Below are 24,085 nucleotides of genomic sequence, written 5' to 3' on the forward strand. Positions count from 1 at the left end.
CGGGCCGGGTCAACGCCGCGGGGACGGGGGCGGTTCAGGCCCGCGCCTCAATCCTCGCCGTCGTCGCGGGCGGGCTCGGCGGCCGCGACCGCCGCCTCCGCCGCGCCCTTGGGCATCTTCGGGATGAGGGACGGGGGCGGCGCGTCGCGGCCCTGGAGGGTGAGGCCGCACAGGCCCTGGGTGCCCGCCGCGTCCGGGGGCAGGCCGAGCTTACCCGGCGCCTCGCGGCAGGTCACCCAATCGGGGCGCAGGCCGAGGAGATAGTCGATCCGGGCATAGAACAGGCGGAACGTGCCCACCTGCTGCCGGTTGGCGTTCACCTGGCGCGCGCCGCCCGTGCCGTGAACCCGCGCCCGCTCGGTGAGGAAGACGCTCGCCCGCACCGCCCGTCCGCTCTGGCTCGCGTTGAAGGTCCAGCGGTCCTCCCCCTCGGCGGCGGCGAGCACGGCATAGACGAGAAACTTGCGCTCGGCCCGGAAGCCGCCGAGGCGGTAATCGAAGGTCACGTCCCCGGGATCCGCGTGCCGCAGGACCGCCTCGGCGGCGGCGATGACGCGCGGGGCGGTCTCGCCCGCATAGGTCCGTGTCGCCTCGGCGAGCCATTGGCCATGGCTCTCCACCTTCGGCGCCCCGACGCAGCCGCCGAGCGCCACCACCATGGCAAGAGCCGACCCCACTGACACTGCACGCATCCCATCACCCCCGACGCAACCACGATCACAGCTTAGCCGTGAGATCGACCCCAGGTCGAGAGCCCCGTGCGCGCGGCCGCACATCGGGATCGCGGGAATCCGCTAGGGTGCGCTCCTCGACAAGAGGTCTCGCCGTCCATGGAAATCGTCGCCATCGTGCTGCTCGCGCTCGCCCTGCCGGCCATGGCCGTCGCGGGGTTCGTCATGGCGCTTGGCCTGAGAGCCCGCACCGCCGCCCTGGAGCTGCGGCTCGCGGGCGCCGAGGCGGAGCTGACCCGCCTGCGCGGCAGCGCTCCCGCGGCGCCCTTCGTCCCGCCGGTCGTCGAGACCCCGCCCGCGACGGAGCCGGCGCCCGAGGTCATGGCGGCCCCGAGCGAGGCGCCGACCCCGTCGACCGTCCCGCCGCCCTTCCCCGAGGAGGTCGCCCCGCCGCCCATGCCGCCCCCGGCAGCCCCCCGGCCCGGTTTCGAGGAGCGCCTGGGGGCGCGCTGGGCCGTATGGGTCGGCGGCGTGGCGCTGGCGCTCGGCGGCGTGTTCCTGGTCCGCTATTCCATCGAGCAGGGCCTGCTCGGGCCGACCGCCCGCACCTTCATCGGCGCCCTCTTCGCCCTGGCGCTCCTCGCCGCGGGCGAGATCATGCGCCGTCGCGACGGCGATGCCGGCATCCCTGCCCTGCCGAGCGCCCACATCCCGGCCGTCCTGACGGGCGCCGGCGTCACCTCGGCATTCGCCACGGCCTACGCGGCCCATGCCCTCTATGGGTTGGTGGGGCCGGGCACCGCCTTCGTGCTGCTCGGTGCCATCGCGGTTCTCACCATGCTGGCCGCGGCGCTGCATGGGCCCGCCCTCGCGGCGCTCGGCCTCGTGGGCGCGCTGGCAAGCCCGCTCCTGGTCGATTCGGACGCGCCGCAGGTCTGGCCGCTCGTGATCTACCTCGCCTTCGTGGGCACCGCCGCCTATGGCGTGGCACGGCTTCGCCTGTGGCGCTGGCTTGCCGTGGCGTCCGCGGCGGGCGGCGCCCTGTGGGGGCTGGCGCTCGGCGCGATCGGCGGGCCGGAGATCGGCCCCGTCATGGGGCACGTTCTGCTCCAGGCGGCGCTCGCCGGATTCTTCCTCCTCGCCGACCCCTACCGCCATGCCACGGACGCGGAGTCCCGGCCCGATCCCCTCGCCGCGGGTGCGCTTCTCGCCTTCGCGGCGCTCGGCGTCCTCGTCGCGGCCGAGATGGGCCCGGGCTCCGGGCGCGCAGGGTTCGCGGCGGCCCTCATGGCGCTCTTCCTGACGCTGGCCGCGCGGATCCCGGCGGGCGCCCCGGCGGCGGCCTGGGCGGCGCTCATGGGGGTCGGCACCCTGGCCCTTTGGCCGGTGGCGGCCGAGATCGCGGCGGAGCCCGTCCGCGTGCTGCCCCAGCTCTTCGGCCCGGACGCCCTCCCCGACGCCGTGGACGCCTATCTGGGCTTTGCAACCCTCGCGGGGCTCGCCGTCGCGGCGGCGAGCCTCTGGCGCGTGGCGCGCGGCCGGAGCCTGCCCCTGTCGACGGCGGCCTGGTTCGCGGGCGCCGCCACCTTGGGGCCGCTCGCGATCCTCACGATCGCCTGGGCGCGGGTCTCGGGGCTTGCCCACAGCATCCCCTTCGCCCTCGCGGCGGGCGGGCTGGCGCTCGCCTTCACCCTCGTGACGGGCGCCTTGCGCCGGATCGACACCGGGGCCGAGCACGGCGTGCGGCTCACCCTCGGCGCCACGGCCTGCGCCGCCTTCGCGGCGCTGGCGCTCGGGCTCACCATCGCCCTCGACCGGGGCATGCTCACCGTGGCCCTGTCCCTCTCGGCCTTCGGGGCCGCCTGGGTCGCCGGCCGCACGGACATCGCCCCCTTGCGCTGGGTGGTGGGCGCCGCCGGCCTCGTGGTGCTCGGGCGCCTCGCCTGGGATCCGACCATCGTCGGCGCCGATCTCGGCCGCACCCCGATCCTCAACTGGCTCCTGTGGGGCTACGGCGTCCCGGCGCTCGCCTTCCTCGGCGCGAGCCGGATCCTGGAGCGGGGCGGACGCGACGGCATCGTGCGGCTCGCCGAGAGCCTCGCCATCGTCTTTGCGGCCCTGCTGGTCTTCTTCCAGATCCGCCACGCCGCGACGGGGGGCGACGTGTTCCGGGCCGGGTGGAGCCACCTGGAGGCGGGCCTCGTGGCCTGCGCGAGCCTGGCCTTCGGCATCCTCATGGTGCGGGTCGAGGCCGTGCGGCCCGATCCCGTGAGCCGGATCGCGGGGCTGGTCTTCGGCGCCGTGAGCCTCGGGGTCGGGGCCGTCGCGCTCGGCGTCCTGGAGAACCCGTTCTTCACGGGCGATCCCGTCATCGGCGGCGTGCTGGTGAACTCCCTGCTCGCGGCCTATCTCCTGCCCGCCGTCCTTGCCGGCGCTCTCGCGCTGGCGGCGCGCGGGACGCGGCCGCGCTGGTACGTGGGCGGGGCGGAGGTGCTCTCGCTGGGGCTCGTCATGCTCTACGCCGTGCTGGAGCTGCGCCGGGTGTTCCAGGGTCCGGTCGTCGACCTCTTCCGGGCCACGGGCCAAGGCGAGATGTGGTCCTATTCCGTGGCGCTCCTCGCGATCGGGGCGGGGCTCCTCGCCTTCGGCCTGCGGCGGGACGTGCGGGAGGCGCGCCTCGCCTCGGGGCTCCTGATCGGGGCCGCCGTGGTGAAGGTGTTCGTGGTCGACCTCTCCCACCTGGAGGGCGCCCTGCGGGCCTTCTCCTTCATGGGGCTCGGCCTCGCGCTGGTGGGGATCGGGCTCGCCTATCAGCGGCTTCTCGGCCGCGCGGCGGCCGGGGGCGCCGTCCCCTGACGCCCCTGGTGCGGGCGCGCCACACCCCTCCTGTGGACAGCGGGGGATGAGTACGTTTCGCGAACGGCAAGGCTTGCCAGCCCCGCAGGCCACGCGCATAAACGCAACGACTCACACGGTAGAGCCTCATGACCCAGCCCGCCGACATCGCGAGCCTGCCTTTCGAGAAGGCGCTCCACGAGCTCGAGGAGATCGTCCGCCGCCTGGAGACGGGCAACGTCCCCCTCGAGGACTCGATCACGATCTACGAGCGCGGCGAGGCCCTGAAGAAGCATTGCGAGGCGCTGCTCCGGCGCGCCGAGGCCCGGATCGAGAAGATCAACACGGGCCCGGGCGGCGAGGCCCTGAACCTCGCGGCCCTCGACGTCGAGGCCTGAGGGGGCGTTCCCCTTTCCACGCCCCTCCTACTTTCTCCGACGCCCTCACGCTGAGGAGCCCGCGCCAGTGGGCGTCTCGAAGCACGCACCACGCCGCCAACGCCGTTCGGAAACCTCTGGAACGCCCTTCGAGGCTCCCCCGGATCAAGTCCGGGGTCGCACCTCAGGACGAGGGTGGCGAAGGCGGGGGACGAGGTTGGAGGGGAGAAGAGACCCCGTCCCAACCCCCTATCGAGCCGCCCCGTGCGCCGCCGTCCGCGGCGGCTCGGCGCCTGCGTCGATCACCTCGTGGAGGGCGCGCCGGATGGCGCCCTGGCGGCTCGGGTGGGTCACCTTCCCGCCCGTGAGATCGCAGACGTAGAACACGTCCACCACCTTCTCGCCGAAGGTCGAGATGTGGGCCGAGGTGATGTTGAGGTTGAGCTTTCCCAGCACCGTCGTGAGGTCGTAGAGCAGGCCCGGACGGTCGAGGCCGGAGATCTCCACCACCGTGTGGCGCGTCGACAGGGTGTTGTCGATCACCACGTCGGGCACGACCTCGAAGGGCTTGGCGCGCCCGCGCTCCTGGCGCCGGCCCTCCACGAGGTCGGCGATCCGCACCTCGCCCTTGAGCGCGCGCTCGATGGCGCCCGCCACCCGCTCGGCCCGGCGCAGCTCGTCGTCGTCCCGCTCGAAGGCGCGAGAGAGGAAGATCGTGTCGAGGGCGAAGCCGTCGGCGGTGGTGAAGATCTGCGCGTCGACGATGTTGCCGCCCGCCGCCGCGCAGGCGCCCGTGATGATCGCGAGCAGGCGCGGATGGTCGGGGGAGAGCACGGTGAGCTCCGTCACGCCGCGAAAGCCGTCCGTCTCCACCGCCGTCGAGACGGTCTGACCGGCTTCCTCGGCGGCGTGCATGAAGCGGGCGTGGCGCACCCGCCGGGCATGGTCCACCTTCAGCCAATAGGCCGGGTAGTGGCGGGCCGCGTAGGCCGCGAAGGCGTCCGCGTCCCACTCCGGCAGATCGGCGCGCAACCGCTCCTGGGCTTGGCGGACCCGGTCCATGCGCGCGACATCGGGGGTCTGGTCCCCGAGCAGCACCTCGGTCTCGTAATAGAGCGTGCGCAGGAGCTCGCCCTTCCAGCCCGTCCACACGCCGGGCCCCACCGCGCGGATGTCGGCGATGGTGAGGATCAGGAGGAGCCGCAGGCGCTCCATGGTCTGCACCACCTTGGCGAAGCTCTCGATGGTGCGCGGGTCGGAGAGGTCGCGGCTTTGCGCCGTCGTCGACATCACGAGATGGTTCTCGACGAGCCAGGCGGCGGTGTCGGTCTCGACGGCGTCGAGGCCGAAGCGGGGGCCGAGCGTGCGGGCGATGCGGGCGCCCGCCACGGAATGGTCCTCGGGCCGGCCCTTGGCGATGTCGTGCAGGAAGAGCGCCACGTAGAGCGCGCGGCGGTGGCGGAGCGCCGGGATCACCTGCTGGGAGAGCGGATGGGCATCGGCGAGGCGCCCCGCCTCGAGATCCGCGAGCTGGCCGATGGAGCGCAGCAGATGCTCGTCCACCGTGTAGTGGTGGTACATGTTGAACTGCATCATCGCCACGACGCGGCCGAAATCCGGCACGAAGCGGCCGAGCACCCCGGCCTCGTTCATGAGCCGCAGCACGGCCTCGGGGGCGTTGCGCGAGGTCAGGATGTCGAGGAAGAGGCGGTTCGCCTCCGGGTCGGCGCGCAGGCTGGGCCCGATAAGCTTGAGCGATCGCGTGGCGAGCCGGCTCGCGTCCGGGTGGATCGGCAGGTTGTGGCGGTCGGCGAACCAGTAGAGGCGGATGAGGTTGACGGGATCGCGCTCGAAGGCGTCGTCGCCCCGGATGGTGAGGCGGTTGTTCTCGATGACGAACTCGTCCGAGTCGAGGGCCTGGCTCCGGCTGCGGCGGAACCGGCCGAGGAAGCGGTCGAGCATCGGCCGGGGCTTGGCCTGGCGCGCCTCCAGCTCGGCGCACACGATCGCCGTGAGGTCGCCGACATCCTTGGCGGCCGTGAAATAGGCCTTCATGAAGCGCTCGACCCCCGAGAGGCCGGCCCGCGGGGCATAGCCGATCCGCTCCGCGACCTGCCGCTGGAGATCGAAGGCGAGGCGCTCCTCGGCGCGGCCCGTGACGAAGTGCAGGTGGCAGCGCACCCGCCACAGGAACTCCTCGCAGCGCTCGAACTGGCGGAACTCCTCGGGCGTGAACAGGCCCGCCCGCACGAGGTCCTTGGGGTCGCGGACCCGGTAGACGTACTTGGCGATCCAGAACAGGGTGTTGAGGTCGCGAAGCCCCCCCTTCCCGTCCTTGACGTTGGGCTCGACGCGGTAGCGCGAGGCGCCCGCCTTCGCCACCCGCGCATCCCGCTCCTTGAGCTTCGCGTCGACGAATTCCGGCGCCGTACCCGTCACGATCTCCTTGTCGAAGCGGCGCACGAGCTCGTCGTAGAGGGCCGCGTCGCCTAAGAGCAGACGGGTCTCCAGGAGGGCGGTGCGGATCGTCATGTCGGCCCGGCCCTCGCGCAGGCACTCGTCCACCGAGCGCGTGGCGTGGCCCACCTTCAGCTTGAGGTCCCACAGGACGTAGAGGACCGACTCGACGACGCTCTCGCCCCAGGCGGTCTGCTTGTAGGGCAGGAGGAAGAGGAGATCGACGTCGGAGCCCGGCGCCAGGGTGCCGCGCCCGTAGCCCCCCGTGGCCACGATCGCGAGGCGCTCGCCGGTGGAGGGATTGTCGGAGGGGTAGAGGTGGTGGATCACCGCCGCGTGGACGGTGCGGATCACCTCGTCCATGAGGTCGGACAGGTGGCGCGCGCAGGCGAGCCCGTCGCGCTCCGCGAGAAGGCGTTCCTGCGCCGCGGCGCGGCCCCGGTCGAGGATGGCGCGCAGCTCCGGCACGAGGCGGGCGCGGAACGCGGTGGGATCCCGCAGGCTCTCGTCCGCCATGTGCTGGAGCAGCTGGCGGAGCTCGCTTTCCGGGGCGGCGGGATCGGGTCGGTCCATCGCCCGGCTCTAGCACACAAGCGCGCGGGCGCGGAAGGCGGCCGAGGCGCCGCGGCGGGCGCCCGGGCGCGACGTGGACCGACAGGGCGGACGAAGGTTCTTTTTTGCATTTTCGTTTGACATAACGAACGACCTTCCGCATGGTTGGCCTGCGCCGATTTGAGCTTGCAGCTTGCGGGCGCGAAACAAATGCAGCTAAAGCGCGAAGCGGGTCCATCTCAGGCCCGCGATGCGCGACCAAGAGGACGTTCCATGCTCCCCTCCCGTCGCAATCTCTTCTCACTCCTCGCCGCCGGCCTGATTTCGTTCGGTATGGCGGACGCCGCCCGGGCCCAGGCGCCCCGCGAGATCCGGATCGATTACGCCACCTACAACCCCGTGAGCCTCGTCCTGAAGGAGCGCGGCATCCTCGAGCGCGCGCTCGCGGGGGACGGGATCGGCGTGCGCTGGGTGCAGTCGCTGGGCTCCAACAAGGCCCTGGAGTTCCTGAACGCGGGCTCCCTCGATTTCGGCTCCACAGCCGGCGCCGCCGCCCTCATCGGGCGCATCAACGGCAACCCGATCAAGTCGGTCTACGTCTATTCGCGCCCGGAATGGACCGCCCTCGTCACCCGCAAGGACAGCCCGGTCGCCTCCGTGGCCGACCTCAAGGGCAAGCGCATCGCCGTGACGCGCGGCACGGACCCCCACATCTTCCTCGTACGCTCGCTGCGCGAGGCGGGCCTCACCGAGCGCGACGTGCGCCTCGTCCTGCTCCAGCACCCCGACGGGCGCACGGCCCTGGAGCGGGGCGACGTCGATGCCTGGGCAGGCCTCGACCCGCTCATGGCGGCGGCCGAGATCGAGAGCGGCGCGCGCCTGTTCCACCGCAACGCGGCCGCCAACACCTGGGGCATCCTCAACGTCCGCGAGGCCTTCGCGCGGGAGAACCCCGCCCTCGTGAACCGGGTCCTGGCGGCCTACGAGGAGGCCCGCGCCTGGGCCCTCGCCAACCCGGCGGAGCTGAAGGCGCTGCTGGTCGGCTTCACGAAGCTGCCCGAGCCCGTGGTGGCGCGCCAGCTGGAGCGCACCGAGCTCACCCACTCGGCGATCGGCCCGGCCCAGATCGACACCATCCTCCAGGCGGGCCTCGCCCTCCAGGAGGCCGGCGTCCTGCCCGCCGGCACGGACGTCCACGCCGCCCTCGACGCCCTCGTCGACCGCCGCTTCGCCACCGCGGCGCGGTAGCGCTCTTCCCCCTCCCCCTTGCGGGGAGGGGCCGGGGGTGGGGGTGGTCCCGCTGGGCTGGCCGGCGCAAGGCCTGCCTGTACCGGCCTGGAGCCCTCCTTCCCCACCTCCAGCTCCGACTTTACGCCCCCCACCCCTGCCCCCTCCCCGCAAGGGGGGGGGACCGGATCACCCCCATGACCGCAACCGACACCCTCGCGCCCTCGCCCGCCCCGGCCCGCACCGCCCTTCGCGTGCCCGCCGCGGCGCTCGGGCTCGCGCTGCCGGTGGTGATGGCGCTCGCCTGGGAGGGCGCGGTGCGCATGGGGATCGCCGAGGGGCGCCTGATGCCGCCGCCGAGCCGGATCGGCGCCATGCTCCTCGACCTCGCGCGCTCAGGCGACCTCGTGCTCCACGGCGGCGCGACCCTGGGGCGGGTCGCGGCAGGGTTCGCGCTCGGCGCCGTCGCGGGCATCGGGTTCGGCGCCCTGTCGGGGGCGAGCCCCCCCGCGCGCCGGCTCCTCGACCCGACCCTGCAGGCCCTGCGGGCGATCCCCTCCATCGCCTGGGTGCCCCTCTTCATCCTGTGGCTCGGGATCTTCGAGGCGTCCAAGGTGGCGCTGATCGCGGTGGGCGTGTTCTTCCCCGTCTATCTCGGGGTCGTGGGCGCGATCCTCGGCGTCGACCGCAAGCTCGTGGAGGTCGGCCGGGTGTTTCGCCTCAACCGCAGCCAGCTCGCCCGGCGCATCCTGCTCCCGGCCGTCCTGCCCGACACGGTCACGGCCCTGCGCTCCGGCCTCGGTCTCGGCTTCATGTTCGTCGTGGCGGCCGAGTTCATGGGCGCCTCGGAGGGCCTGGGCTACCTCCTCGTCGACGGGCAGCAGATGGGCAAGCCCGACCAGATCCTCGCCGCCATCATCGCCTTCGCGCTCCTCGGCAAGGCCGCCGACACCCTGCTCGTGGCGGCGACCGCGCCGCTCCTGCGCTGGCAGGACACGGCCCGCGAGCGCCTCTGACGGACACCGCCATGCTCGCCCTCGCCCATCTCTCCAAGACCTACGCCGACGGAACCCGGGCGCTCGCCGACGTGAACCTGGAGGTGCGCGCGGGCGAGATCGTCGCGCTCATCGGCGGCTCGGGCTGCGGCAAGACCACCCTCATGCGCCTCGTCGCGGGGCTCGACCGGCCGAGCGCGGGGGCCATCCGGGTCGACGGCGAGGCGGTCGAGGGGCCGCATCCGGCGGTGGGCGTGGTGTTCCAGGAGCCCCGCCTCCTGCCCTGGCTCGACATCGCCGACAATGTGGGCTTCGGCCTCCTCGACCGGCCGGCTCCGGAGCGCCGCGCCCGGGTCGCGGCGGCGCTAGAGCGGGTGGGGCTTGCCGAGCATGCCCGGCGCCGGCCCCGGGACCTGTCGGGCGGGCAGCAGCAGCGCGTCGCCATCGCCCGCGCCTTCGTGACCCGCCCCCGCGTGCTCCTTCTCGACGAGCCGTTCTCCGCCCTCGACGCCCTCACCCGGGCGAGCCTGCACGAGGGGCTGCTCGCGCTTTGGGGCCAGGACCGGCCGACCATCGTGCTCGTCACCCACGACGTCGGCGAGGCGGTGGCCCTGGCCGACCGGGCCGTGGTGATGCGGCCCAAGCCCGGGCGGGTCGACGACGAGGTGCCGCTGCGCCTCGCCCGGCCCCGCGACCGCGCCTCCCCCGCCTTCGAGGCCGCGAGCCGCCGGGTGATGGCGGCCCTCGACCGCTCGCTCACCCCCGACGAGTCCCGCCCCGCGCGCGAGCCGCAGGGCGCGGCCCTGTGGTGGTAGGCGCCGGGTTCCGCTAAACCAAGACCGCCCTCTCGATTCCGGAGACGACATGGACGCCACGGCTCTTCGCGCCATCCAGGCGCCGATCAAGGACAAGTACCGCAACGACCCCGACGCCGCCCTGATCACGCTCAAGGCGCAGGGGACGCTGGAGGACGGCGCCATCGCCTGCAAGGTCGAGACCGGGCGGGCGCTGGCCGTCGCCGGCCTCCACCCCGCCTCCGGCGGCTCGGGGGCCGACCTGTGCTCCGGCGACATGCTGCTGGAGGCCCTCGTCGCCTGCGCGGGCGTGACCCTCAAGGCGGTCGCGACCGCGCTGCAGATCGAGCTGCGCCACGGGGTGGTGCGCGCCGAGGGCGATCTCGACTTCCGCGGCACGCTCGGCGTCGACAAGGGCGCCCCCGTGGGCTTCCGCGAGATCCGCCTCGCCTTCGACCTCGACACCGACGCCCACGAGGACCAGGTCGCCCAGCTCATCAAGCTCACCGAGCGCTATTGCGTGATCTTCCAGACCCTGAACCACCGGCCCGAGCTGACCGTGGCGGTGAACCGGGGGTAAGCGGGCGCCGCTACGCTGCCGTCTGCTCGCGCTGCGCCAACGCTTCAGTGGATCGCCTTTCCCTAGAGAGCGAGGCAACGGGTCCGGCCCTGAGCCCGGCAACGGCGTTGAGCCGCCCGCGCTGGCGCGCGGTACCCCGCTCGTCGCCCTCACGGGCGACACTCTCCCCTGAGGGGAGAGAGGGCGCGGCGGCTCGCGACCGTCTGACCTTGGGAAGCGCAGTCAGGCGGCACCACCTCCCTCCCCTCAGGGGAGGGGCAGGGGTGGGGTAAGCCGCGCCAGCGGCTGCCTCCAGGGATCGTGACGCTTCCAGGACAGAGCGGTGCAGCGGGCCGAGACCTGAGCCCCGGCGGCACTCCCCGGGAGCGGAGGGCGGTGGGCGAATCTCGCGGCCTCCACGGGAGGGAGCCGGCCCCCTCCCCTTCAGCCGCCCGTCGCCTCGATCACGTCCTCGAGCGTGCGCAAGCCGGTGCGGGGCGCGTTGACGAGCACGGCCATGTTGCCCGGGGCGTGCTGGTTCTTCCACATCTTGGTGTGGGCCTGGGGGATCTTCTCCCAGGGGAACACCTCGGAGAGGCAGGGGTCGATGCGCCGGTCGATGACGAACTGGTTCGCGGCGGCCGCCTGCTTGAGGTGGGCGAAGTGCGAGCCCTGGATCCGCTTCTGCCGCATCCAGACGTAGCGGGCGTCGAAGGTGATGTTGAAGCCCGTGGTGCCGGCGCAGAACACCACCATGCCGCCGCGCTTCACCACCAGCGCCGAGACCGGGAAGGTCTGCTCGCCGGGGTGCTCGAAGACGATGTCGACGTCGCGCTTGCCCGTGATGTCCCAGATCGCCTTGCCGAACTTGCGCGCCTCCTTCACCCAGGTGGCGTATTCGGGCGTGTTGACGACCGGCATCTGGCCCCAGCAGGCGAAGTCCTTGCGGTTGATGACGCCCTTGGCGCCCAGGCTCATCACGTAGTCGCGCTTCGTCTCGTCGGAGATCACGCCGATGGCGTTGGCGCCCGACGCCGCGCAGAGCTGCACGCCGAAGACGCCCAAGCCCCCCGAGGCGCCCCAGACCAGCACGTTGTCGCCGGGCTTGAGGGTGTGGGGCGCGTGGCCGAAGAGCATGCGATAGGCGGTGGCCAGCGTCAGCGTATAGCAGGCCGCCTCCTCCCAGGTGAGGTGGGGCGGCTTGATCATGAGCTGGCGCGACTGCACGCGGCAGAACTGGCCGAAGGAGCCGTCCGGGGTCTCGTAGCCCCAGATGCGCTGGGACGACGAGAACATCGGGTCGCCGCCATTGCACTCCTCGTCGTCGCCGTCGTCCTGGTTGCAATGGACGATGACGGCGTCGCCGACCTTCCAGCGCTTCACCTTGGCGCCCACCGCCCAGACGATGCCTGAGGCGTCCGAGCCCGCCACGTGGAAGTCGGCCTTGTGGCCGTCGAAGGGGGAGATGGGCTGGCCCAAGGCCGCCCAGATGCCGTTGTAGTTCACGCCCGCCGCCATCACGAGGACGAGCACCTCATCGTCGCCGATCGCCCAGGTGGGCACCTCCTCCAGCTGCATCGCCTCGTCGGGCGGGCCGTGCCGCTCGTGCCGGATGGCCCAGGCCGTCATCGTTGAGGGCACGTAGCCGAGGGGCGGGATCTCGCCGATGCGATAGCTCGCCTTGGGGCCGGGGTCCTTGCGCAACGCCTGAACCGTCATGGCACGCCCTCTCAAGTTTGGTTTCGTAAGGGGAGGTTAACCGGCACGTTGATGCGCCGCAACATGGACGAAAGGCTCCATGCCGTGTGGACTGCAACGCTTGGGCGCTCTCGCCGGTTTCGCTCTCAAATCCCGGTTTTTTAGTCAGGATTGCTGACCTCTTCTTTGAACTTTCAGTGGCTGGCGCGGATGGAACGAAGCTGTACGATAGTGCATTGCACCTAAAACAATGACGCCAAGGGACGGGACATGAGCGACGACGCGAAGCCGACCTCCCGCCGCGAGCGCGACAAGCCCTGGATCATCCGCACCTATGCGGGGCACTCCACCGCCGCGGAGTCCAACGCCCTCTACCGACGCAACCTCGGCCGGGGCCAGACGGGCCTCTCCGTCGCCTTCGATCTCCCGACGCAAACGGGCTACGACCCCGACCACGAGCTCGCCCGGGGCGAGGTCGGCAAGGTGGGGGTCTCGATCGCGCATATCGGCGACATGCGGGCGCTCTTCGAGGGCATCCCGCTGGAGACGATGAACACCTCGATGACCATCAACGCCACGGCGGCCTGGCTGCTCGCGCTCTACGCGGCGGTGGCCGAGGAACAGGGCGCGCCCCGCGCCGCCCTCCAGGGCACCACGCAGAACGACCTCATCAAGGAATATCTCTCGCGCGGCACCTACGTGTTCCCGCCCGCGCCCTCCATGCGGCTCACCCGCGACGTGATCCTGTTCACGACCGCCGAGATGCCGAAATGGAACCCCATGAACGTCTGCTCCTACCACCTCCAGGAGGCGGGCGCGACGCCGGTCCAGGAGCTGTCCTTCGCCCTTGCCACGGCCTGCGCGGTGCTCGACACGGTGCGCGAGGGCGGCGTGGACGAGGCGATGTTCGAGGACGTGGTCGGGCGGATCTCGTTCTTCGTCAACGCAGGGATGCGCTTCGTCACCGAGCTGTGCAAGATGCGCGCCTTCGCGGAATTGTGGGACGAGATCACCCGCGACCGCTATGGCATCGCGGATCCGAAGAAGCGCATCTTCCGCTACGGCGTGCAGGTGAACTCGCTCGGCCTCACCGAGCAGCAGCCCGAGAACAACGTCTACCGCATCATGATCGAGATGCTGGCGGTCACGCTCTCCAAGCGCGCCCGCGCCCGCGCCGTGCAGCTCCCGGCCTGGAACGAGGCCTTGGGCCTGCCCCGTCCCTGGGACCAGCAATGGTCCCTGCGCATGCAGCAGATCCTCGCCTTCGAGACCGACCTCCTCGACCATGACGACATCTTCGACGGATCGCGGGTGATCGAGGCGAAGGTGGCGGACCTCAAGGAGGCCGCCCGCGCGGAGCTTGCCCGCATCGAGGCCTTGGGGGGCGCGATCGCCGGGGTGGAGTCGGGCTATCTCAAGCGGGCGCTGGTCGAATCGAACGCCCGTCGCCTCACGGCCATCGAGACGGGCGACCAGGTCGTGGTGGGCGTGAACCGCTTCACGGAAGGCGAGCCCTCCCCGCTGACCGCCGGCGAGGGCGCGATCATGACCGTGCCCGAGACGGTGGAGATGGAGGCCGTGACCCGCATCCGTGCCTGGCGCTCCGCCCGCGACGCGGCCGCCGTCGAGGCGGCCCTGGACGAGCTGGAGGCCGCCGCCCGCGAGGGCCGCAACGTGATGCCCGCCTCCATCGCCTGCGCTAAGGCGGGCGTCACCACAGGGGAATGGGGCGAGCGCCTGCGGATCCTCTTCGGCGAGTACCGCGCCCCGACCGGCGTGACCCCTGAGACCCGCGTCGAGGAAGCGGACCGCGAGGTGCGCCTCCTCGTGGCGGACCTCGCCCGCAAGCTCGACGCCGCTCCGCGCCTCCTCGTCGGCAAGCCCGGCCTCGACGGGCACTCGAACGGCGCCGAGCAGATCGCCCTGCGGGCCCGGGACGTCGGGATGGAGGCGTTCTACGACGGCATCCGCCAGACGCCCTCCGAGATCGTGGCCCGCGCCGCCGAGACGGAGGCCCACGTGATCGGCCTGTCGATCCTGTCGGGGTCGCACGTGCCCCTCGTGCGCGAGGTCATGGCGCGCCTGCGCCTGGAGGGGCTCGACCACATCCCCGTGGTGGTGGGCGGCATCATCTCGGGCGACGACGCCCTCGTCCTCAACAATCTCGGCGTCGCGGCGGTCTACACTCCGAAGGACTTCGCGCTCGACCGCATCATGGCCGACATCGTCGGCGTGGCGGAGCGCTCGCTGGCGCGCCGGGCCGACGCCTCGCCCCCGCCCGCCCCGCAGCCGACGCGGCAGCGGCGCAACGCGGCGACGTAGGCCTCGAACGGGAAACGCTCCGGCCGCGGGGCCGGAGCGTTCCACGGGACGGGTCTGGCCTGGGGCTCAGCCCTTGCGCTTCTGCAGGTCCTGCAGATCCTCGATGTGCTCGCGGATGCGGCCCGCCGCCAGCATGGCGATGTGCTTCACATGCATGTTCTGGCCGCCGCGGATGTACTCCTCCTGGACCTTCAGGAGCTCCTGGTGGCCCTGGATCTGGCCCATGACGTACATGCGGTCGAACTCGGCGCCGGCCTGGGTGCCGCGCAGCTTCTCGACCATCTGGGCCATGTCGCCCTGGGGCATGCTCTGGGTCGAGGCGGTCGAGGACGGGTCGCCCATGGAGCGGATGATCTCGGCGACCGTCTGCTGCTCCTCGGCCTCGAACTTCGCGAACTGCTTCACGTCGTCGTTGCGGGCCTTCTCGAGGGCGATCTTGCTCGTCTCGAGGGCGACCGAGCCCACCATCATGGTGCGCTGCATATATTGCTGCTCGGCCTGGCCCATGGGCATCATGCCGCCCGACATCTGGCTTGAGGTACCCGACATGGCGGCGCCGGAGGAGCCCGACCCCATGGTCTGCTGGGCCAAGGCGGGACCCGCGGCGACGGCGGCCGCGAGGGTGGCGAGAACGTGACGGCGATCCATGGATGTCTCTCCTGTTCTGACCCCAGCCGGGGATTTCGGACGACCGGCGGAACGCCGCCCGTCGCGTCGGCCCAACGTCAGGTGGTTGGCGCGGTTTCAGCTTGGCCGGTTCCGGCGCCGCGCCTGCGACGAAATGAGCGGGAGAGAGATCAGGCGCGCGCCGCCCGGCGCTCGTGCCACAGGAGGGCGAGGCCCGCCGCCACGATGATCGCGGCGCCGGCGACGACCCGCCCGGTCGGCACGTCAGAGAAGACGAGATAGCCCAACACCACGGCCCAGACGATGAGCGTGTACTGGAAGGGCACCACGGCCGAGGCGGGGGCGAGCTTCAGGGCGCGGTTCACGCACATATGCGCCCCCATGGCGACGATGCCGAGCAGCGAGAGCAGGAGGAAGTCGACCCCTGTGGGCGCGACCCAGGCGAAGGGCGCGAGCACCAGCCCGAGCAGGAGCGCCCCCAGGGTCTGGCCCGTGACGAGCACGGTGTCGCCCGTGCCTCGTAGCAGCCGCGTGGTGACCATGAGAAGCGCGAAGGAGAAGCTGCCGGCGAGGGCCACGAGGGCGGGCCCCGTGAGCGTCGCCGTCGAGGGATCGAGCGCCACGAGCACGCCGACGAAGCCGGCACCCACGCAGAGCATCTGCACCCGGTCGATCCGCTCCTTGAGGAGGAGCGCCGCGAGCCCCGCGACATAGAGGGGCCCCGCGAGATAGTAGGTCATCACGTCGGCGAGCGGCATATAGGCCACCGCCCAGTAGAAGCAGGCCACCTCCAGTGTCGACAGGACCACCCGCGCCACCTGGAGCCCCGGGCGCGGCGCGCGGCGAAAACCGCCCAGGCCCTCGCCCCGCAGGAGGACGAGGAGCACCACGAGGGCCGCGAAGCTGCGCAGGAGCAGCACCTGGCCGACCGAGTAGGTCGCGACGAGCCACTTGCCCATGGCGTCGTTGAGCGAGAACAGGAAGATGCCGCCCGTCATCAAGGCGATGCCCGTGAGCACCGCCCCCCGGGAGGGCGGGACGGCAGCGCTCACGCGGGGTCGCCCGCGAGGATGCTTTCCACGATCGCCTGGACCTCGAGGGCCTCGCGCAAGGTCGCGAGGTCCTGCGGCCGCCCCTCCGTCAGCGCCGCCACCTTGTCGAGCTGGCGGCGCAGCACCAGGGGACGGGCGCGCTCGTTGGGCAGGGCGTCGAGCGTTTCCCGCCAGGTCCCGTCGGAATCGTGCCGCTCGGCGAAGGACCAGTCGCGCAGGCGCACCGTCCCCTCCGTGCCCTCCAGGGTCCAGAGGTTGTGGTCGGCCGCGCTCGTGCCGCCGACCCGGCCCTCGAACCGGACGGGCAGCGCGCCCACGAGAAGGTCGGCCGACGCCGAGCGCTCGCTCGCGCCCGCCTCGGGGAAGTCCGCCCCGCGGCGGCGCAGCTCCATGGGGCCGATGAGGCGGCGGGTGAGGAAGAGGAAGTGCGACGCGACCTCGCGGGTGAAGCCGCCCTGCTCCGGCCGGTCGAGCCAGGCCTTCGCGTCCGCCTGCCAGGGGCGTGGCCATTCGGCGAAGGCGATCTCGATCGTGACGCGCCGGGGCGCCCCCACGGTGCCGTCCGCCATCCATTCCCGGATCTGGTCGACGGCGAAGGAGGACGCGAAGGGGAAGTTCACGGCGGCCCGCGCGCCGGCCGCCTCGGCCTCGCGCACGAAGGCCTCGGTCTCCGCCCCGTCGACCGCGAGAGGCTTCTCGCAGAACAGGGCGCGGCCGGCCGCGAGCGCGGCCCTGGCATGCTCGATGTGGCTTGCGGGCGGCGAGGCGACGTAGACGCAGTCGCTCGCCTCGATCAGCGCCTCGCGGGAGGCCGCGACGGGCGCCTCGGGCAGGTCGCGGCGCAGACGCTCGATCGCGGCAGGCGCGGGATCGAGGACGCCGGACAGGGTGATCTTGTCGGGATCGTGGGCGAGGATCGCGCGGGCGAGGCGCTCCCCCATGATCCCGAAGGCGATGATGCCGATGCGGACGGGCGCCATGGTGATCCTGGTGCGGGGTTTTGGTCACCCGCTTCCTGTCACGCCCGCCGCGGGGCGGCAAGGGCCGAGGGAGGGCGTCCCCGCGCGGCGCGCCCGCGTCAGAACCCGGCGCTCATCTTCACGCCGGCGGTCAGCTCCTTGGCGACCTTGATGTCGCTGTAGCGGTCGAGGCGCTTGTCGATCATCTGGTCGAGGCGGGTATAGACCTCCGCCACGGTGAGCTGGCGGTTCTTCTTGCCCTGGCGGGCGAAGAACAGGTTCTTGTTGGCCCGCGCCGCGGCCGGGAACGCCTTGGGGGCGCGGGACTTCGGCTTCTCGTCGAGGATCTTCAGGAACTTGCCCGCGCTCTGGGCGCCGAAGAAGTGCGCCAGATAATACTCGGAGCGGGTCATCTCGCGGCCGATCTGGCGCTCGATGAGCTGCTTGTCGCGCTTCTTCATCTCGGCGGCCATCACGGCGGAGATGTAGGGATCGTTGCGCAGCGCCATGATGCGCTCGCGCATGGCCTCGTCGGCCACGGTGAAGCCGCTGTCGCCGTCGCCGATGGCGGCCGCCTCCGTGATGAGGCCGTGGCGGGGCCCGAAGGTGCGGATCACCTCGAGCCAGGTCTTCGTGATGAACTGGTAGAGGCCCTCAGCCGAGGAGGTGCCGGCCTTGCTCTCCAGGCGCAGGCTCGATTCCTTGTCGGCGAGCGCCATCATGTAGACGGGGTCCACGTCCACGGCGGCGGCGGCGCGCATGATCGCCTCGACGATCCAGCGCTTCACCCGCATGGCGCCGAACTGGAGGACCTCGTTGGGGTCGCTCGCCTGGTCGGCGCGCAGGGACTCGGTGCGGCGGAAGCTGTCGAAGTCGGCTTCGATCGCGTCGTAGTCCTCCGGAACAGACGCCGTGATCGGAGCGTTGAGTGCATTGGGAGCGACGAAACCCTCGCTCCACACGGAGGCCGGCAGGCTCGGCCCCGCCAGCGGCTTCGCGGTCTCGTGGGCATCGCCCGCGGCAAGGTCGGCGGCCGCATGGGCGGACGGGCCGAAGGCGGTGTTCGCCGAGGAGGCGAGCAGGAGAACGCCGACGGCGGCCGTGGCCGACACGCGGGCGAAGGTCGCTGCCGCCAGACGGCGCACGCGGCCCGTTCTCACGTGGCTGGGCTCCAGCCAGATCACGTCGTCGTGGCCGAGTTCATCGGTCGCGGTGGCGTTGTGCGACGCCGCGTGGCGCAGATCCATAGTGCCCCCTTGTGCATGGCCGGCAAGCGGCCGGGTGTGCCTTGGACGAGTCGTTTCTGTCGCCTACCTGGCCGGAGGATGGGGCAAGAATGGGTCAGCTTGGCCATAATCCAGGCTATATTGGGCGCGGCCGCAGGCCAGAGAGGGGATTTCGGGCCTGAACGAGCGTTTTTGCGCCCCATCCCGACAGATCACGATCCGATGTCACGCGAAAGAGCGGCAGCTCTTGGCCGGCTTCAACCGAGCAAGACGATGCCGGGCGACATGGAAATTCGCGTTATGGATTTATTAACCATGTTGTCCTGGAGAATGCCGTAAGGCTAGGCGGGCTATCCTCACCCCTGAGGCCCGCCGAGCACTTGGCCTTCCACAGCGGCAAGGGGCTTTCCCGCGCCGGTAACCGCTGCCCCGCACGGCTTTACAGCGCGTGCGCTTGCGCACAGCATTTTTTGTGGAGTGTGACCGAGAAAGCACGCGAAATCGCGATTCGGCCTCCTCCGCCTTCCCTAGGGCAAGGGGATCTTAAGCGCGGGGGCTGAAGCTGCGGGCATTCTCGACGGGATGCCCACCATGCGCCTGATGCCCGCGTTCGCCGCCTCGATCAAAGCCCGCCTCCTCCTCGCGCTGGCGGGATTGAGCGTTCTCCTCGTGGTCTGTTCCGGAGCCGGCTGGTTCGCGGCATCCTCCTCGAACGCGAGCCTCGAGGCCGTCTACGAGAGCCGGGTCGTCCCGCTGCGCGAGCTGAAGATCGTGGCGGACCTCTATGCGGTGAGCATCGTCGACGCCTCCCACAAGGTGCGCAACGGCAACGTCTCCTCGGCCCAGGGGCTGAACGCGATCGAGACCGCCCGCACCGGCATCGCGGAAGGGTGGAAGCGCTATCTCGCCGGGGTGACCGATCCGGCCGAGCGCAAGCAGGCGGAGGCGACCGCGGCCCTCATGCAGACCGCCGACGCCACCATCGCGAAGCTCGCCGAGGCCCTGAAGCGGGGCGAGCGGCCCCGCCTCGCGACCCTCATCAACGAGGAGCTCTACGAGACCATCGACCCGGTGAGCGAGGGCGTGGGCAAGCTCGTCGATCTCCAGCTCGACCAGTCGCGGGCCGAATATGCCCGCTCGCAGGCCACGGCCGCGACGGCGAAGGCCGTGATGAGCGCGGGCGTCGTGCTCGGCGGGCTCGCCATCGTGTTCGCCCTCTACACCGTGATCGCCCAGGTGATCCGGCCGCTCAACGCGCTCACGGGCCTCACGAGCCGCCTCGCCCAGGGCGACCTCTCGGTCGAGGTGGCCGGCGCCGAGCGGCGCGACGAGATCGGCACGCTCGCCCGCGCGCTCCAGGTCTTCAAGGACAATGCCCTCGACGCGCGCCAGCGGGCCGCAGCCGAGGAGGCCGAGCGGGGCGGGCGCGAGCGCCGGGCCGCGATGATCGACTCGGCCGCCAAGGCCTTCGAGCACAAGGCTAACGCGCTGACCCAGGCCCTCGCCGCCGCCGCGGGGCGCCTCGAGGGTACGGCCCGGAGCATGGCCGACACCGCCGACCGCGCCACGCACCAGGCCGTCGCGGTCGCGGGCGCCGCGCAGCAGACCTCCGCCAACGTCCAGACGGTGGCGGCGGCCACGGAGGAGTTCTCCATCACCATGCGCGAGATCGGCCGCAACGTGGACGGCTCGGCCCGCATCGCCGTGAAGGCGGTGGAGGACGTGAACCGCACGGACGCCACCGTGCAGGCCATGGCGGCGAGCGCCGCGCGGATCGGCGAGATCGTCACCCTCATCCAGGCGATCGCGGCGCAGACCAACCTTCTCGCCCTCAACGCCACGATCGAGGCGGCGCGCGCAGGGGAAGCGGGCCGGGGCTTCGCGGTCGTGGCCTCGGAGGTGAAGACGCTCGCGGGCCAGACCTCGAAGGCGACGGAGGAGATCTCCGCCCAGATCGCCGAGATCCAGTCCGTGACCTCGAACGCGGTCGCGGCGATCCAGAACATCGGCCGCACGGTGGGCGAGATCGACGACCTGGCCCGCGCCGTCGCCTCCTCCATCGAGCAGCAGCAGAGCGCCACCGCCGACATCGCCCGCAACGTCCAGCAGGCGGCCTCGGGCACCGAGGAGGTCACGGTGAGCATCATCGACGTGCGCGACGGCGCCGGCGAGACGGGCAAGGCCGCCCAGCAGGTTCTCACGGCTGCCGGCGACCTGTCCCGCCACTCCGCCGACCTCTCGCAGGAGGTCGAGGCCTTCCTGCGCAGCGTGCGGGCCGCCTGACGGCCCGGTTCACGCCCCGGCCGCGATCCGCTCCGCGAGGCGCACGAGGGAGAGATCGGAGCCCGGCGGGCCGATGAGCGACAGCCCGAGCGGCGCGCCAAGGCGCCGGGCGAGCGGCATCGAGATCTGCGGGAAACCCGAGAGGCCCGACAGGCAGAGCAGGTTGAGCGCGGCGTTGCGGTAGCGGTCGAGGGCGGCCTCGGGCTCGTCGAGCCGGGGCGCCACGTCCGGCATGGTCGGGAGCACGAGAACCGCGTCGCCCCGCAGGAGCCCCCTCAGGCGCTCGCGATAGGCGGCCCGCACGGCGCGGGCGTTCTCCACCTGGGCGTCGTCGATCTCGCGGGCGAAGGCGAAGCGCTCGGCGACCCCGGGCCCGAGCGGCGGGCGGTGGCGCTCGATCATGGCGCCGTCGACCTCCCACGCCTCTCGCCCCTGCACGTAGCGGAACGCCCAGTAGAGCGCCTCGAAATCGCCCGCGGCCTCCACCGCGTCCCCCGTGCCGAGCACGGCCTCCACCTGATGGACCGCTTCGTCCAGGGCCTCCACCACCTCGCCGTCGAGGAGGCCGAAGCCGTCGGCGGCGAGCAGAAGGCGCGGCGTCTGCGGCAGGGCCGCGGCGTCCTCGTCCATCAGCACCTCGGCCACCCGCCGGAACGTGACGGCATCCCGGGTGAAGAAGCCGCAGGTGTCGAGGGAGGGCGAGAGGTCGTGCGCGCCCTCCAGCGAGATGCGCCCGTGGGTCGGGCGGATGCCGAACAGTCCGCAATGGCTCGCGGGGCCCCGCACCGAGCCGCCCGTATCGGTGCCGAGCGCCACGTCGCATAGCCCGTTCGAGACGGCGGAGGCCGAGCCCGAGGACGAGCCGCCGGGGATGCGCTCGGGCGCGCCGCCGTTCAGCGGCGTCCCGAAATGCGCGTTACGCCCGTTGAGCGAGAAGGCGAGCTCGTCCGTGATCGTCTTGCCTACGAAGCGCGCGCCCGCGTCGAGGAGGCGTTGCACGGTTGGAGCGGTGCGGGTCTTGATCCCAGACATCGCGAGCATCGTCGGCGAGCCGGCGCTCGTCGGATAGCCCGCGATGTCGAAGAGGTCCTTCACCCCGAGGGTGAGGCCCGCAAGCGGCCCCTCGGGGGCGTTCGGCACCGGCACGGCCGGATAGGGCATGAAGGCGCGGGCGGGATCGTCGGGCAGAAGCATCGGTCACCTGCGGCAGGAGCGGCACGCGATCTTAGAGCATTTCGCCGCGGCGCGGCTGCATCGTCTTCCGAGAATCGGGCGCCATCCCCCGCTCACAGCACCCGCTCGAAGCGCCCGCGCGGGGGAACGGCGCGGTCGGCGGCGTCGTAGCGCCGGCGGGCCTCGTCGGGCTCGCCGCGGCGGCGCTCGCGATAGGCGGGCAGGCGGCGGTCGCAGGCGATGAGCTGGGTGACGAAGCTTGCCAGCGGACGGGGCGCCGGGCCCGGCCGCGGGGCGCCGCCCTCGAGCGGGACGAGGGCCCGGGCCTCGGCGCGATCCGGCTCCGTGCAAGCTTTGTTATTCATGATCCGGTGCCCGCCCCTGCAATGCGCGGTTCGGAGCAATTTCGGGGCCCGGATTTACCCCGGATTAACCTCGTGATCCGCATCATTTCGGAACAGGACTGCCACCGGTCCGGTTCCGCGCGTTCCGCCGTGACGCACGGGCCCGGCGCCCGCCCACGAAAACGAGTGCAAGAGGACATCCCATGTCGCTGCGGGGCGCAACGAGCGCGCGCAAGTCGCCGCTCGGCGGCTTCGGGTCGGACGGCGATCGCGGGCCGCTCGACCCGCGCGCGATCCTGACCTCCATCGGCGAGGTGGTCTATGACTGGGACCTCGCGAGCGACGTGATCTCCTGGGGCCTCAACGCCGCCGACGTGCTCGGCATGTCGGATCTCGCGACGCTCTCCTCCGGCCGCGCCTTCGCGCTCGCCGTGGAGCCGGGCTCCGGCCCCACCCGCTACGACGCGATCTTCGGGCCGAAGGGCAGCGACGGCGGCAGCGGCGTGTCGTTCCGCGCCCGCTACGGCATCCGCCTGCCCAACGGGCGCCTGATGATGGTGGAGGACACGGGGCGCTGGTACGCGGACGCCGAGGGGCGTCCCGCCTTCGCCCACGGGGTGGTGCGCATCGACCGCAATGCGGCCGACGAGCCCCCGGCGGGCCTGAACGACACCCTTCGCGAGCGCTCCGGCTTCATCACCGCCATTGCGCCCGAGGTGGCCGAGGCCACGCGCCAGCGCCGGTCCGTCACCGTGTTCGTGGCGGCCGTCGACGATCTGGGCCGCATCAACGACGAGATCGGCTACGAATGCGCCGACGCGGTCATCGCGGAGGTGCTGCGCCGCCTGGGCAGCGTGATGCGCCGCCGGGACAAGCTCTCGCGCTACGCGGGCAACCGCTTCGCCATGGCGCTGCTGGCCTGCACGGGCGAGCAGGCCGAGATCGCGGCCCGGCGCATGGCCGGCGCCGTCGAGTCCGCTCCCGTCATGACGCCCCGGGGTCCCATGGGGGTGCGCCTTCGCATCGGCGCGGCCGCGGCGCCCGAGCACGCGGTGGACGCGCCGCGCCTCCTGCGCCGGGCCGAGGAGGCCCTCGGCGCCCTCAAGAAGGTGCCCGGCGGCCCCTCCTACCGCCTCTACGACGCGACCCTCGCGGCCGAGGTGCGCACCGCGACGCGCGGAACGCCGGCCCTCGACGTGCTCGACGCGCTCAACGACCGCCGCGTGGTGTTCGCCCGCCAGCCCATCGTCGACGCCGCCACCCGGCAGCCCGCGTTCCACGAGGCGCTGGTGCGCATCCGCAACGCCGACGGCACGCTCGTCGGCGCGGGCGACATCATGGGCGTGGTGGAGCGCAGCGGCATCGTGCCCCTCGTCGACACCCGCATGGTCGAGCTCACCACGGACTGGCTCGCCGCCCATCCCGACGAGCGCCTGTCCATCAACGTCTCGCCCCTGACTCTCGAGGGCCCCGACTGGCTCAACGCGCTCGCGGCGCATCTGGGCGCGAAGCCCGGGGTCGCCTCGCGCCTCATCGTGGAGATCACGGAGACGGCGGCGGTGCGCAACGTGGAGGCCACCCGCGGGCGCCTCGACGCCCTCAAGGCGCTCGGCGTGGCGCTCGCCATCGACGATTTCGGCTCGGGCCACACCTCGTTCAAGCACCTGCGTAACTTCCCCGTCGACATCCTCAAGATCGACGGCGCCTTCATCCAGAACCTCAGCCGCTCCACCGACGACCGCTTCTTCGTGCGCACCCTCGTCGACCTCGCCCATCACCTGGGCATCGCGACGGTGGCCGAATGGGTCGAGGACGAGGAGACGGCCCTCATGCTCGCGGATTGGGGCATCGACTACCTCCAGGGCGACCATTGCGGCCGCCCGGCGGTGGACGCGGACGGTAATGAGCCCCGCATGAAGGTGGCCTGACCGCGC

At 72.0% G+C, this 24,085-nt stretch carries 18 protein-coding genes; 9 read left to right on the forward strand and 9 right to left on the reverse strand.

All coding sequences use genetic code 11. The features are described from left to right. Positions 1-47 precede the first annotated feature (47 nt). Positions 48-692: a hypothetical protein gene (locus F0L46_RS04240; protein WP_149815793.1), complete on the reverse strand. Its 645-nt coding sequence runs from the start codon at positions 690-692 to the stop codon at positions 48-50. A gap of 138 nt (positions 693-830) precedes the next feature. Between F0L46_RS04240 and F0L46_RS04245 the strand changes: the two genes are divergently transcribed. Both F0L46_RS04245 and F0L46_RS04250 read left to right on the forward strand, forming a co-directional pair. Next, positions 831-3,527, forward strand: a complete 2,697-nt coding sequence (locus F0L46_RS04245; protein WP_149815794.1) for a DUF2339 domain-containing protein — start codon at positions 831-833, stop codon at positions 3,525-3,527. Between the two features lie 128 nt (positions 3,528-3,655). Continuing rightward, a complete protein-coding gene (locus F0L46_RS04250; RefSeq protein WP_149815795.1) occupies positions 3,656-3,904 on the forward strand; it encodes an exodeoxyribonuclease VII small subunit in 249 nt (82 codons plus the stop codon). Positions 3,905-4,132: 228 nt separating this feature from the next. Here the strand turns inward: F0L46_RS04250 and F0L46_RS04255 are convergent, their stop codons facing one another. Further along, positions 4,133-6,913 carry a [protein-PII] uridylyltransferase gene (locus F0L46_RS04255; protein WP_149815796.1) on the reverse strand — a complete coding sequence of 927 codons (2,781 nt, stop codon included), beginning with the start codon at positions 6,911-6,913 and terminating at the stop codon, positions 4,133-4,135. A gap of 252 nt (positions 6,914-7,165) precedes the next feature. Here F0L46_RS04255 and F0L46_RS04260 point away from each other — a divergent pair, with 252 nt between their 5' ends. From F0L46_RS04260 to F0L46_RS04275, 4 genes are all read left to right on the forward strand, one after another. Continuing rightward, positions 7,166-8,140 (forward strand): aliphatic sulfonate ABC transporter substrate-binding protein, encoded by a 975-nt coding sequence (locus tag F0L46_RS04260; RefSeq protein WP_149815797.1) that lies wholly within the window; start codon positions 7,166-7,168, stop codon positions 8,138-8,140. A 176-nt stretch (positions 8,141-8,316) separates the two neighbouring features. Beyond that, a complete protein-coding gene (locus F0L46_RS04265) occupies positions 8,317-9,135 on the forward strand; it encodes an ABC transporter permease (RefSeq protein ID WP_149815798.1) in 819 nt (272 codons plus the stop codon). Positions 9,136-9,146: 11 nt separating this feature from the next. Continuing rightward, positions 9,147-9,929, forward strand: a complete 783-nt coding sequence (locus F0L46_RS04270; RefSeq protein WP_149815799.1) for an ABC transporter ATP-binding protein — start codon at positions 9,147-9,149, stop codon at positions 9,927-9,929. Positions 9,930-9,978: 49 nt separating this feature from the next. Next, entirely contained in the window at positions 9,979-10,488 is a 510-nt protein-coding gene (locus tag F0L46_RS04275) for an OsmC family protein (RefSeq protein ID WP_149815800.1), read from the forward strand. Between the two features lie 423 nt (positions 10,489-10,911). Here F0L46_RS04275 and ccrA read toward each other — a convergent pair whose 3' ends face one another. Continuing rightward, on the reverse strand, positions 10,912-12,186 hold the full coding sequence (gene ccrA / locus F0L46_RS04280; RefSeq protein ID WP_149815801.1) for a crotonyl-CoA carboxylase/reductase: 1,275 nt from the start codon (positions 12,184-12,186) through the stop codon (positions 10,912-10,914). A gap of 249 nt (positions 12,187-12,435) precedes the next feature. On the opposite strand from ccrA, the gene F0L46_RS04285 reads away from it, so the two are divergent. Continuing rightward, a complete protein-coding gene (locus F0L46_RS04285) occupies positions 12,436-14,487 on the forward strand; it encodes a protein meaA (RefSeq protein ID WP_149815802.1) in 2,052 nt (683 codons plus the stop codon). Positions 14,488-14,553: 66 nt separating this feature from the next. Here F0L46_RS04285 and F0L46_RS04290 read toward each other — a convergent pair whose 3' ends face one another. The 4 genes from F0L46_RS04290 to F0L46_RS04305 all read right to left on the reverse strand — a co-directional run bounded on the left by F0L46_RS04290 (position 14,554) and on the right by F0L46_RS04305 (position 18,372). Further along, positions 14,554-15,135, reverse strand: coding sequence for a DUF4142 domain-containing protein (locus F0L46_RS04290; protein WP_149815803.1), 582 nt, complete (start codon positions 15,133-15,135; stop codon positions 14,554-14,556). A gap of 149 nt (positions 15,136-15,284) precedes the next feature. Next, complete coding sequence (locus F0L46_RS04295; protein WP_240539864.1) at positions 15,285-16,166, reverse strand: DMT family transporter; 882 nt, start codon at positions 16,164-16,166, stop codon at positions 15,285-15,287. Beyond that, the gene (locus tag F0L46_RS04300) at positions 16,163-17,146 is read right to left on the reverse strand and encodes a Gfo/Idh/MocA family protein (protein WP_149815804.1); all 984 of its coding nucleotides are present in this window, start codon (positions 17,144-17,146) and stop codon (positions 16,163-16,165) included. Before F0L46_RS04300 ends, F0L46_RS04295 begins: the two co-directional genes overlap by 4 nt. A gap of 98 nt (positions 17,147-17,244) precedes the next feature. After that, positions 17,245-18,372, reverse strand: a complete 1,128-nt coding sequence (locus F0L46_RS04305) for a lytic transglycosylase domain-containing protein (RefSeq protein WP_149815805.1) — start codon at positions 18,370-18,372, stop codon at positions 17,245-17,247. Positions 18,373-18,942: 570 nt separating this feature from the next. Here F0L46_RS04305 and F0L46_RS04310 point away from each other — a divergent pair. Then, positions 18,943-20,634 carry a methyl-accepting chemotaxis protein gene (locus F0L46_RS04310; RefSeq protein WP_188311847.1) on the forward strand — a complete coding sequence of 564 codons (1,692 nt, stop codon included), beginning with the start codon at positions 18,943-18,945 and terminating at the stop codon, positions 20,632-20,634. A 9-nt stretch (positions 20,635-20,643) separates the two neighbouring features. Here F0L46_RS04310 and F0L46_RS04315 read toward each other — a convergent pair whose 3' ends face one another. Both F0L46_RS04315 and F0L46_RS04320 read right to left on the reverse strand, forming a co-directional pair. Then, positions 20,644-21,828, reverse strand: coding sequence for an amidase (locus F0L46_RS04315; RefSeq protein WP_210247598.1), 1,185 nt, complete (start codon positions 21,826-21,828; stop codon positions 20,644-20,646). A 92-nt stretch (positions 21,829-21,920) separates the two neighbouring features. Then, positions 21,921-22,172, reverse strand: a complete 252-nt coding sequence (locus F0L46_RS04320; protein WP_149815807.1) for a hypothetical protein — start codon at positions 22,170-22,172, stop codon at positions 21,921-21,923. A gap of 182 nt (positions 22,173-22,354) precedes the next feature. Here F0L46_RS04320 and F0L46_RS04325 point away from each other — a divergent pair, with 182 nt between their 5' ends. Beyond that, complete coding sequence (locus F0L46_RS04325; RefSeq protein WP_149815808.1) at positions 22,355-24,079, forward strand: EAL domain-containing protein; 1,725 nt, start codon at positions 22,355-22,357, stop codon at positions 24,077-24,079. Positions 24,080-24,085 lie beyond the last annotated feature (6 nt).

Source organism: Salinarimonas soli, assembly GCF_008386575.1.
In the GTDB taxonomy this organism is placed as follows: domain Bacteria; phylum Pseudomonadota; class Alphaproteobacteria; order Rhizobiales; family Beijerinckiaceae; genus Salinarimonas_A; species Salinarimonas_A soli.

Coding starts and splice junctions, on each gene's coding strand:
- F0L46_RS04285 (WP_149815802.1), top strand. CDS start 12,436: ATGAGCGACGACGCGAAGCCGACCTCCCGCCGCGAGCGCGACAAGCCC.
- F0L46_RS04320 (WP_149815807.1), bottom strand. CDS start 22,172: ATGAATAACAAAGCTTGCACGGAGCCGGATCGCGCCGAGGCCCGGGCC.
- F0L46_RS04255 (WP_149815796.1), bottom strand. CDS start 6,913: ATGGACCGACCCGATCCCGCCGCCCCGGAAAGCGAGCTCCGCCAGCTG.
- F0L46_RS04325 (WP_149815808.1), top strand. CDS start 22,355: ATGTCGCTGCGGGGCGCAACGAGCGCGCGCAAGTCGCCGCTCGGCGGC.
- F0L46_RS04315 (WP_210247598.1), bottom strand. CDS start 21,828: ATGCTTCTGCCCGACGATCCCGCCCGCGCCTTCATGCCCTATCCGGCC.
- F0L46_RS04265 (WP_149815798.1), top strand. CDS start 8,317: ATGACCGCAACCGACACCCTCGCGCCCTCGCCCGCCCCGGCCCGCACC.
- ccrA (WP_149815801.1), bottom strand. CDS start 12,186: ATGACGGTTCAGGCGTTGCGCAAGGACCCCGGCCCCAAGGCGAGCTAT.
- F0L46_RS04245 (WP_149815794.1), top strand. CDS start 831: ATGGAAATCGTCGCCATCGTGCTGCTCGCGCTCGCCCTGCCGGCCATG.
- F0L46_RS04300 (WP_149815804.1), bottom strand. CDS start 17,146: ATGGCGCCCGTCCGCATCGGCATCATCGCCTTCGGGATCATGGGGGAG.
- F0L46_RS04275 (WP_149815800.1), top strand. CDS start 9,979: ATGGACGCCACGGCTCTTCGCGCCATCCAGGCGCCGATCAAGGACAAG.
- F0L46_RS04270 (WP_149815799.1), top strand. CDS start 9,147: ATGCTCGCCCTCGCCCATCTCTCCAAGACCTACGCCGACGGAACCCGG.
- F0L46_RS04310 (WP_188311847.1), top strand. CDS start 18,943: ATGCGCCTGATGCCCGCGTTCGCCGCCTCGATCAAAGCCCGCCTCCTC.
- F0L46_RS04260 (WP_149815797.1), top strand. CDS start 7,166: ATGCTCCCCTCCCGTCGCAATCTCTTCTCACTCCTCGCCGCCGGCCTG.
- F0L46_RS04290 (WP_149815803.1), bottom strand. CDS start 15,135: ATGGATCGCCGTCACGTTCTCGCCACCCTCGCGGCCGCCGTCGCCGCG.
- F0L46_RS04240 (WP_149815793.1), bottom strand. CDS start 692: ATGCGTGCAGTGTCAGTGGGGTCGGCTCTTGCCATGGTGGTGGCGCTC.
- F0L46_RS04305 (WP_149815805.1), bottom strand. CDS start 18,372: ATGGATCTGCGCCACGCGGCGTCGCACAACGCCACCGCGACCGATGAA.
- F0L46_RS04250 (WP_149815795.1), top strand. CDS start 3,656: ATGACCCAGCCCGCCGACATCGCGAGCCTGCCTTTCGAGAAGGCGCTC.